Annotated in this window: 1 protein-coding gene; it reads right to left on the bottom strand. The window is 60.9% G+C overall.

Annotated elements, in window-relative coordinates:
• Window positions 1-2,243: efflux RND transporter permease subunit (locus V6C16_RS11575; protein WP_333543272.1), on the bottom strand; the 2,243-nt coding region annotated here is incomplete at both ends.

Raw genomic sequence — 2,243 nt, 5'->3', positions numbered from 1 at the left:
ATATGGGTTTTGTAGACAAAATGATAAAGCGGAGCCGGCTCAAGTCGCCGTGCCTCGGCCCCGGCCCCGATGCCTATGGCAATGGGCAGCGCGCCCATAAGCGCCGCCACCGTGGTCATCATAATGGGTCTGAAGCGCACATGGCAACCACGGGTAATGGCTTCCAGAGGTTCCATCCGGGGATTATGACGCTGCGCCTCAAGCGCGAAGTCCAGCATCATGATGGCATTCTTTTTCACTATGCCCAGCAGCATGATAACGCCCACAAAGCCGTACAGGTTCAGGTCCATGCCGAACAGCCACAGGGTGGCAAGCGCGCCGAAGCCCGCCGAAGGCAGTCCCGAAAGAATGGTCAGGGGGTGGATAAAACTTTCATACAGGATGCCGAGCACCAGATAAATGACCACAATCGCCAGCACCAGCAGCCAGCCCATGCCCGTCAGAGAGCTTTGAAAAGCCTGGGCCGTACCCTGTGACTCGGCCGTGACCGTATCCGGCAGCAGCGGCCTGGCGGCGGCCTCCACAGCGGCCACTCCCTGCCCCAGCGACACGCCGGGCCGCAGGTTGTATGAAATGGTCACCGCCGGAAACTGGCCGTTGTGGTTCACGGCAATGGGGCCAACGCCCGGCTCCATCTTTACCAGCGTGTCCAGCGGCACAAGATTGCCGTCCGCCGCGCGAACATACAGGCGCGACAGGGCCGCGCTGTCCTGCTGGAATTTCTTTTGCAACTCCACAAAAACCGTATAATCGTTGGTTGGCGCGTAAATTGTCGAGATTTCACGCGACCCGTAGGCCGATTGCAGAGCCAGTTCGATCTGATGCGGACTTACGCCCAGAGCCGCCGCCCGGTTACGGTCAATGGTAACCCGCAGTTCGGGGTTTTTCAATTGCAGATCGCTGTTCACGTCCTGCACCTGCGGCAGGGCGCGCAGGGCTTCTTCCACTTCCTGGGCGCTGGCGTACAGGGCCTCCATATCCGGCCCGGAAAGCGTATACTGGTAGAGGGCTTTTGAGGAACGCCCACCGATATTGATGGCCGGAGGCACACGCACAAAGACCCTCAAGGACGGCGAAATATTCAGCTCGCGCCGCAACTGCTCGGCCACCTGCTCGATGCCGGGCCGCTGGTCATGAGGCTTGAGCGGCATGAGCAGTATGCCGTTGTTCATGCTCGGGCTGCCCCCCACAATGCCCACAATGGAGTTGTACACCGCCAGATGGGGATTTTTTTCCAGCAGGGGGTCAAGGCTGCGCTGCGCGTTTACCATGCCCTCGTAGGACACGCCCTGCTCGGCCTCGGTGCTGGCCACGAGCATGCCGAGGTCTTCCACGGGCAGAAAACCCTTGGGCATGACGATGCCCAGCCACACGGTCAGCGCCAGCAAAAGCAGAGAGGCCGTGAGGGTCTTCAGGCGATGCCGCAGCACCACATCCAGCGAGCGCGCGTACAGGCTGTTCAGACGGTCAAAACCGCGCTCAAGCATGCCGTAAAAGCCCTGTCCGGCGGTACGCCCCACGGCATGCGCGCCGCGCGCCTTCAGAAAGTAGGCGCACAGCATGGGCGTAAGCGTGAGCGATACCACGCCCGATGCCAGAATGGCCGCGATGATGACCACGGCAAATTCCCTGAACAGGCGGCCCACAATGCCGCCCATAAACAGCACGGGAATGAACACCGCCGCCAGCGAAACCGTCATGGATACGATGGTGAAGCCGATTTCCGCCGATCCGTCATAGGCCGCCGTCAGCGGGTCCTTGCCCATCTCCTGGTGGCGCACGATGTTTTCGAGCATGACGATGGCGTCGTCCACCACAAAGCCCACGGCCAGCGTCAGGGCCATGAGCGAGAGATTGTCCAGGCTGTAGCCGAGCACCGCCATGACGGCAAATGTGGAAATGACCGACATGGGCAGGGCCAGACTGGGAATGATGGTGGCGGGCAGGTTGCGCAGAAACACAAAAATGACCAGCACCACCAGAAAAACCGTAAGCACCAGAGTAAACTTGACGTCCGCCACTGAATGACGGATGGAGTCGGAACGGTCGTAAAAGACTTCCAGCGTAACGGACGGCGGCAACTGGCGCTCAAGGCCCGGCAGGAGCTTGCGGATGGAGTCCACCACCTGCACGGTATTGGTTCCCGGCTGGCGCTCCACAGCCAGGGTGATGCCCGGCGCGCCGCCGTTGCCCCAGGTAAGCTGCTTGTCCTGTTTTACGCTGTCCACCACCTGCCCGAGATC

The sequence above is a fragment of the Desulfovibrio sp. 1188_IL3213 genome, from assembly GCF_036763145.1.
Lineage (GTDB): Bacteria > Desulfobacterota > Desulfovibrionia > Desulfovibrionales > Desulfovibrionaceae > Desulfovibrio.
The sequence above is the reverse complement of the archived record's forward strand: the minus strand, read 5'-3'. Positions and strand labels throughout refer to the sequence as shown.